This is a genomic window from Mycobacterium intermedium (genome assembly GCF_002086275.1).
GTDB classification, from domain to species: Bacteria; Actinomycetota; Actinomycetes; order Mycobacteriales; family Mycobacteriaceae; genus Mycobacterium; species Mycobacterium intermedium.
This window is the reverse complement of sequence record NZ_MVHT01000156.1, coordinates 1-6774: the sequence shown is the minus strand read 5'-3', so window position 1 is coordinate 6774 and position 6774 is coordinate 1. Positions and strand designations below refer to the sequence as shown.

Sequence of the window (6774 nt, the reverse complement as noted above, 5' to 3'; positions counted from 1 at the left end):
AAGAGTTAGCCAATCACCCGCTCAGGGGCGGGGACTTCTCCTGGCCAAAAACGGGGACTTCCAGATGGCCATTGACACCCGCCGTTGGGCGCATCGGAAACAAGATGCGCCGTCAGACACCGTCCCGGCGATCGAAGCTCAACTGCACGCGCTGCAGCCCGCATGTAGCGCCCAGGGGTTGTCGGGTGGCACCACTTGCGGGGCGCCGGCGGTGGCGGTCGTAGAGATACATGCGGTCGACGGCTGCGACCAGATGGGGTTAAGCCCAGACGGTGACCTCGTCGAGACGCTCTGTCAGCCCTGCCTGGCTGTTGTGCAGTGGGCGATGGCGACGTACGTCGGCGACAAACGCGAGGTTGCGTCCCGATGTGGCACTCGACCGGCGTGCGCGACCTGCGGTCGACCGACAGGGTACCTGCGGAGTGTGTTCGCGGTGCGGCCGATTGGCCACGAGGGGGTGCCATGAGGAGCCGATTACGCTTTGTGTCCCTGTTTGTGGCTGTGGTAGCAGGGGATTACGCGATCCTCATGGTAATCATTGGTCAGCTAGTCGATTTCGGCGTTGCAGCCGCCATTAGTGCGGGGTCCTTGGTCGCGGCGGGTCTGGCCAGCTGTTTGGGTAGGCGACGCAGGGCGGCGATGCGCGGGCCAACCGATCGTTCGATGGCGGCGCGACCGGCGCGCGGCCGCCCCGGCCAGCCGTGCCCGTCATGTGCAAGTACGCACCAAAAGGCAAGTGAATCTTCAAGATTCGCTGACCGGAGGGGTGGGCAGGTATGCGAGGCATGCGCGCCGGCCCTCAACCCGGAGCCAACAAGATGACCCATCGGGCTTGCACTCACCCGGGTGAACTCGCACGGCGGGTGATGACGACTCACCCCAATCCGGTGAACGCTGACTGAGCAGCTGGCGAGCGGAGGGCAAATGCAGCCGACGATGTACCGGATCGGCATTCGGGGCCGCTTGACGGAGCGGCTCGGGTCCGCATTAGAAGGAATGCACCTGGTGGCTGGTGCGACCGAAACCGTGTTCACCGGTGAAATACGTGATCAGTCACAGCTTTACGGACTACTCGACCGGGTCCGTGACCTAGGTCTTGAGCTCGTCAGCGTACAACCGCAGAACGCGGCTGACCCCACAACAATCCACAGCAGGAAGGACTCGTAATGCGAGCCATCACCATTTCAGATCGTGACGCCGGTGTCGCCGGTTTGTCGCTGACAGACCTGCCCTACCCAGAGGCGGCCGACAACGAGGTCGTCGTGCGGGTGCATGCCGCAGGCTTCACACGCGGAGAGCTCGACTGGCCGCATACTTGGATCGATCGCTCGGGTCATGATCGGACACCGAGCGTGCCCGGCCATGAGCTGTCTGGTGTGGTGGTTGAGTTAGGCTACGGCACAACGCTTTTAAGCGTAGGACAGCGGGTATTCGGCCTGGTTGACTGGGCCCGCAACGGATCGCTCGCGGAATACACGGCGATGGAAGCCCGAAATCTTGCGCCGCTGCCGTTCGATATCGACCACACGGTGGCCGCAGCGCTGCCGATCTCCGGATTGGCCGCCTGGCAGGGCCTGTTCGACCACGGCCGCCTCACCGCCGGACAAACGGTGCTGATCCACGGCGCCACGGGAGGGGTTGGATCGATCGCTGTGCAACTCGCTCGCGAGGTCGGTGCGCGCGTGATTGGTACGGGCCGGGCCGCAGACCGAGACCGGGCCGCAGAGCTCGGCGTGCACACCTTCCTCGACCTGGATACCGAAAAGCTGGAGGAAGCAGGCGAAGTAGATGTGGTGTTCGACGTGATTGGCGGAGACGTTCTCGCCCGTTCGGCCGAGCTCGTGCGGGCCGGCGGAACGCTCGTCACCATCGCCGAGCCGCCGAAGACGCAACCGCGCGATGGGCGAGCGGTCTTCTTTCTTGTCGAAGTTGATCGCAACCAGCTAGCCGACCTCGCGGCCCGAGTGCGCGATGGGCGCCTCAAGCCGGTGGTGGGTGCCGTGCTGCCACTAGCCGAAGCTGCCGCTGCATTCGCCCCCGGCAAGCGCATCCCTGGCAAGACCATCCTGCGCGTAGCCGAAGACTGAGGAGGAATCCTAGGGAAAGGCAGCCGAGATGGGCCCCATCCGATCTTTCGCCGCACTGATCGCTACGGCTATGCTGGCGCCTGCGGCTCATGCCGATCCGACGCCGCAGAAGTCTGATCAAAACCCGGTAGTGCGGCCAGTTTTCGATCAACCTACCAATGTTCCGGGCAAATCCTTGCAAGCGGTGACGGTCAGCTATCCGCCGGGTGCCAAGAGCGGGGCTCACCACCATGCCAAGTCGGCGTTCATCATGGCCTACGTGATCTCGGGAGCGATTCGCAGTCAACTCGAAGGTGAGCCTGCCCGCGTCTACCACCCTGGCGAGACGTGGAGTGAAGCACCCGGCGCACACCACACGATCAGCGAAAACGCCAGCGACATCGAACCCGCCGAATTGCTGGCGGTATTCCTGCTCGATACCGGAGACAGCCCACTCACTACGGATGACGACGCGCAACGATGAGCGGCCTGATCCGCGTTGTCCAGATAGCACTACGCGTATCACTCGCGACGGCGTTTCTATCCGCTGTCGCAGACCGATCTGGTTGGTGGGAGCCGTTCGGACAGGGCAGCTGGGGGAGTATGAGCGCCTTCGCCGATTATGCCCAGCAGCTGGTACCAAGCGTTTCCGGATGGATGTTGACCGTGCTGGTTTGGGCCGTCACCGCCATCGAAACAACCTTGGGAGTTCTGCTCTTAACCGGTTGGCGGCCGAAACTCGTCGGCGCGGCGACCTGCTTGGTGCTCCTCACATTTGGAACCGCAATGGCTGTATCCCTCGGTGCTGAGGCACCGCTTAGCCACAGCGTCTTCTCCGCAGCTAGCGCAGCCGCGGCTTACGCGATAATTGGCACAACATCGCCGACAATCAGTCGTGCCGGTCAGACTCATCCGAATACAGCTGTGCATGGCGATCATCCGAAATGAAAGCTGGCCAAGACTTCGATGTGGTCGTCGTAGGTGGCGGGGTGGGCGGTGTAGCAGCCGTGCGCAAGCTTGCGTCGGCAGGCTTTGCGGTGGCCCTCGTCGAAGATCGGCTGGTCGGCGGGGAATGTCATTACTGGGGCTGCAATCCGAGCAAGACCCTCCTTCGCCCCATCGAGGTGTTCAACCTTGCGAGGTCGGTCCCTGGTGTGCGAGAGACAATTTCGGGAAAACAACCGGATGTCGCGGCCGTGCTCGCAAAGCGCGACGTGATCGTCGAACATCACTCGGATCACGACCGACTGGCATCATTGCGGCGAGTGGGCGTAGCGGTGTTCCACGGGGTCGGCCGGTTGAGCGGCCAACGAGCGGTGCGCGTGACGTGTGCCGATTACGGCGAGGCCGTATTGGAGGCGCGCCACGCGGTCGTCCTGGCCACTGGCACTCGTCCTAACGTGCCGGAGATACCTGGTTTGGCGCAAGCACGTCCGTGGACCAATAGGGATTTGACGGCCATGACGCAAGTACCACATCGCGCACTGGTGGTCGGCGGTGGTCCGGTCGCCGTCGAGTTCACGACCATACTCACCGGTTTGGGTTCGGCGGTAACGCTTGTGGTACGTGGGGGTGGCCTGCTCAGCGACTGCGAACCCGAAGCCGGCGAGTTGGTGGCACAGTCATTGCGAAGCAAAGGCGCCGCAATTCACTTTCACACCGAACTGGCAGGGGTAACCCGCCCCCTTGCGGATGGGCCACTCACCGCAACCTTTGACGGCCGGACCATTGAGGTAGACGAGATCGTCTTGGCCGCCGGACGGCTCACCAACACCGACAACTTAGGGTTGGAAACCGTTGGCCTGCACGGCGGCGGACCCATTCGGGTGAACAATCATTTGCAGGCGATTGGCATCGCAAACGGCTGGCTCTACGCCTTGGGAGATACCACGGGGCGCGCGCGGCTGTCTCATATCTCCACTTACCACGGCCATCTCGTCGCCGAAATCATCGCGGCCCGGGCCGCGGGGCGAGAATTGCGGGAGAACGAGTTGGCTGCCCGTGATGCCGAAAGCCGGGCTCAGGTCATCTTCACTGAGCCGCAAGTGGTCCGGGTGGGGCGAACGGAAAAACAGGCCCGCGCAGAGGGGTTCGCGGTAAGGACGCGAACTGCCCGCTACCCCGGCACATTGTCACACCTCGCCCTGTACCGCGATGGCTTCGATGGATGGGCGAAACTGGTCATTGACGACTCGACCAACACTTTGCTCGGAGCGACATTCGTCGGCCCGGAATTCTCCGAATTGGCGCAAGCGGCGACTCTGGCCGTCCTCGCAAAGATACCCACCAGTCTGTTACGCCATGCTGTCGCGCCGCATCCGACAGTCAATCAGGTCTGGGATCCGCTGCTCGCCGAAGAAACCGAACTGGCCCGCTACGTAAGGTCGAGGCCAGCCGGTAAGGAAGAGTAGCAACTGAATCGCTCTATTTAACAGACGCATTCGACCTCGGATGTTGAGAGGAACCGCAATGGCTTACTTCGTCCTTCTCGATCTGCGCGTTTCACCATCATCATGCTCGTAGCGGGGGTCCGCACGCTCGGCGGCAAAGTGGAGACGTTCGAGGTTGACGTGCCGCGACGTTTAGCAACCGATGAGGTGCTAATCGACATTCGCAGCGCCGGGATTGGGAACTGGGACAATGTAATCCGCACCGGCGGCTGGGATGTCGGCGCGCGGCCGCCGCTGGCGCTCGGTGTCGAGGCCTCCGGAATCATCAAGTCCGTCGGTGCCGGTCGGAGCGGATTCCGAGTGGGCGATGAGGTGTTGTGCCACCCCGTGCCGTTGCTCGACCAAGGCACGTGGGCACCGGTTGTAATCGCACCCGTTGCATCGCTCGCCCGCAAACCGCCCGAAATTTCCTGGGAGACTGCGGCGGTCTTCCCGGTGCCGGCCTTGACCGCCGAGCAGGTGGTGGGCGAGGCGTTAAACCTGCACGGTGGAGAAACGTTGCTCGTTCACGGCGGGGGTGGAATCACCGGCGGGCTGATTGTCCAACTGGCCGCTATGCGTGGCGTCGATGTGATCGCCACCGCTGGCGTCCGCAGCCGCGACCGCGTCCGCTCAAATGGTGCCCGTGACGTGGTCGACTACCGCGATCCACTGTGGCCGCAACACGCAAAGGCGTTGGGGAACGGTTCCGTTGAGGCCGTCGCCAACGCCGTCCCAGGGGGTGCTGCTGCTGCGATGACCGTACTTGCCGATGGTGGCCGACTGGCCACCATCACCCCCGATCCGCCCGCAGCTACCCGCGGCATCAGCGTAACGGCGGTCTACGTCCGTTCCGATGGCGCTCAACTCGAGCGGCTGAGTGCGTTACTCGGCTCCCATCGGTTAAGTATGCCGACCCCGCGTTCCTGCAACCTGGATGAGATTGCTTGCGCCCTCGAACGAGTCGCCGCCGGCCACGAGCCCAACGGGGTGGCATTCTCGGCAACCGCCGCCTGAACGGCCGCGTAATTCCAAAACCCTACGCTACTAGGAGTTTTCATCTCAGGTAGTCAGTAGCTCGGACGGCTTCCCGCGGACTGCACAGCTCACCCGGGTGAACAAGTGGTTGGGGTGATGACAGCTCACCCCGTCTCGCCGCAGTCTCGATACAACGTGAACGAGGCAGGTTGGGCCGTGTGTGATTGCCCCAACTGAGGGATCGGTACGAAATCACGCAGCGTTACTGAGGAGAAGATGCCGTGACGAACGACATTTTGAGGCCGGGCGGTCCGCCAGCTAAGTCTGTCGGCCGCACGGAAGGAAAGTCGGTGTTCCTTGGGACGATCGGTGTCCGCCACATCGTCGATAAGGTTCAGGCGGGCGGGCGGTTCTCTGTCCTTGAGCATCCGATGTCCCCCCGAGCGCTGGCGTCGCCGCTTCATCGCCACCACAACGAAGATGAATACAGCTGGATCATCGAGGGACGCGTAGGCGCATTGCTCGGTGATGAGGTGCTCTACGGCGGACCTGGCGACTTCATTCTCAAGCCACGCGGCCAATGGCATACATTCTGGAATGCAGGCGATGAGCCCGCGCGCATCTTGGAGATCATTTCCCCCGCAGGTTTTGAGCAGTTCTTCGACGAGCTCTCTGACCGCGGTGGTGTGGACAAAATATCGACAGAGGCCCTGGATGAACTCTGCGCGCGCTACGACCTGGAGATGGATGTCGACAGTGTGCCGGAGCTATGCAAACGCTTTGATCTGAAATTCCCTGGTGTGCCGATCTGAAATGGTGCCGGGTTCTGAATCCTTTCATTACCAATCGATGTCGGCGTGAAGTTGTGCATGGAGTGTGAGGAGGTCATCGCCCGTCGCACTCGCACACCCGCACACGCCGAAAATCACACCACCAAGGAGTTTGCGATGACCACCATGAACAGGATCTTCACCGGAGTGGGCGCCCACATCGCTCCCGGATATGCCGATGCGGTCGCCGTATCCAGCCGCGGCACACAAATTTTCGTCTCGGGAACGCCCGGGCTGGAGGAAGACGGCACTCTGCCCGACGACTTCACCGACGAAGCTCGCCAGTGCTGGGCCAACGTTGAAGACGCGCTCGGCAAAGCCGGCGCCAAGCTCACCGACATTGTCTACTGGGGTTCCCCCGAAAAAGTAGACACGGTTAGCTTGCTTCCGTGGTGGCACGCAGCGTGCGTTCATAGTCGATAGGTGAGCGCATTCCAAGTGCTGAGTGCCTTCGATCATTATTGTAGAAAA

General features: G+C 62.4%; 8 protein-coding genes. All 8 read left to right on the top strand.

Translation table 11 applies throughout. From position 1 onward, the window contains the following. On the top strand, positions 1–466 hold a 466-nt coding region (locus tag BST27_RS33315; protein WP_249025734.1), incomplete at its 5' end, for a hypothetical protein. Between the two features lie 700 nt (positions 467–1166). After that, a complete protein-coding gene (locus BST27_RS29260) occupies positions 1167–2087 on the top strand; it encodes an NADP-dependent oxidoreductase (protein ID WP_069422583.1) in 921 nt (306 codons plus the stop codon). Between the two features lie 28 nt (positions 2088–2115). Next, entirely contained in the window at positions 2116–2550 is a 435-nt protein-coding gene (locus BST27_RS29255) for a cupin domain-containing protein (RefSeq protein ID WP_069422582.1), read from the top strand. Continuing rightward, complete coding sequence (locus BST27_RS34225; RefSeq protein ID WP_079220275.1) at positions 2547–3014, top strand: hypothetical protein; 468 nt, start codon at positions 2547–2549, stop codon at positions 3012–3014. The genes BST27_RS29255 and BST27_RS34225 overlap by 4 nt, the downstream gene beginning before the upstream one ends. After that, positions 3011–4477, top strand: a complete 1467-nt coding sequence (locus BST27_RS29245; protein ID WP_069422581.1) for a dihydrolipoyl dehydrogenase family protein — start codon at positions 3011–3013, stop codon at positions 4475–4477. The genes BST27_RS34225 and BST27_RS29245 overlap by 4 nt, the downstream gene beginning before the upstream one ends. A gap of 102 nt (positions 4478–4579) precedes the next feature. Then, entirely contained in the window at positions 4580–5512 is a 933-nt protein-coding gene (locus tag BST27_RS29240; protein ID WP_232007479.1) for an NADP-dependent oxidoreductase, read from the top strand. 242 nt (positions 5513–5754) lie between these two features. Beyond that, positions 5755–6285, top strand: a complete 531-nt coding sequence (locus tag BST27_RS29235) for a cupin domain-containing protein (protein ID WP_232007478.1) — start codon at positions 5755–5757, stop codon at positions 6283–6285. A 135-nt stretch (positions 6286–6420) separates the two neighbouring features. After that, positions 6421–6726 carry a Rid family hydrolase gene (locus tag BST27_RS29230; RefSeq protein ID WP_079220276.1) on the top strand — a complete coding sequence of 102 codons (306 nt, stop codon included), beginning with the start codon at positions 6421–6423 and terminating at the stop codon, positions 6724–6726. Positions 6727–6774: the final 48 nt, after the last annotated feature.

Coding starts and splice junctions, on each gene's coding strand:
- BST27_RS29260 (WP_069422583.1), top strand. CDS start 1,167: ATGCGAGCCATCACCATTTCAGATCGTGACGCCGGTGTCGCCGGTTTG.
- BST27_RS29255 (WP_069422582.1), top strand. CDS start 2,116: ATGGGCCCCATCCGATCTTTCGCCGCACTGATCGCTACGGCTATGCTG.
- BST27_RS34225 (WP_079220275.1), top strand. CDS start 2,547: ATGAGCGGCCTGATCCGCGTTGTCCAGATAGCACTACGCGTATCACTC.
- BST27_RS29245 (WP_069422581.1), top strand. CDS start 3,011: ATGAAAGCTGGCCAAGACTTCGATGTGGTCGTCGTAGGTGGCGGGGTG.
- BST27_RS29240 (WP_232007479.1), top strand. CDS start 4,580: ATGCTCGTAGCGGGGGTCCGCACGCTCGGCGGCAAAGTGGAGACGTTC.
- BST27_RS29230 (WP_079220276.1), top strand. CDS start 6,421: ATGACCACCATGAACAGGATCTTCACCGGAGTGGGCGCCCACATCGCT.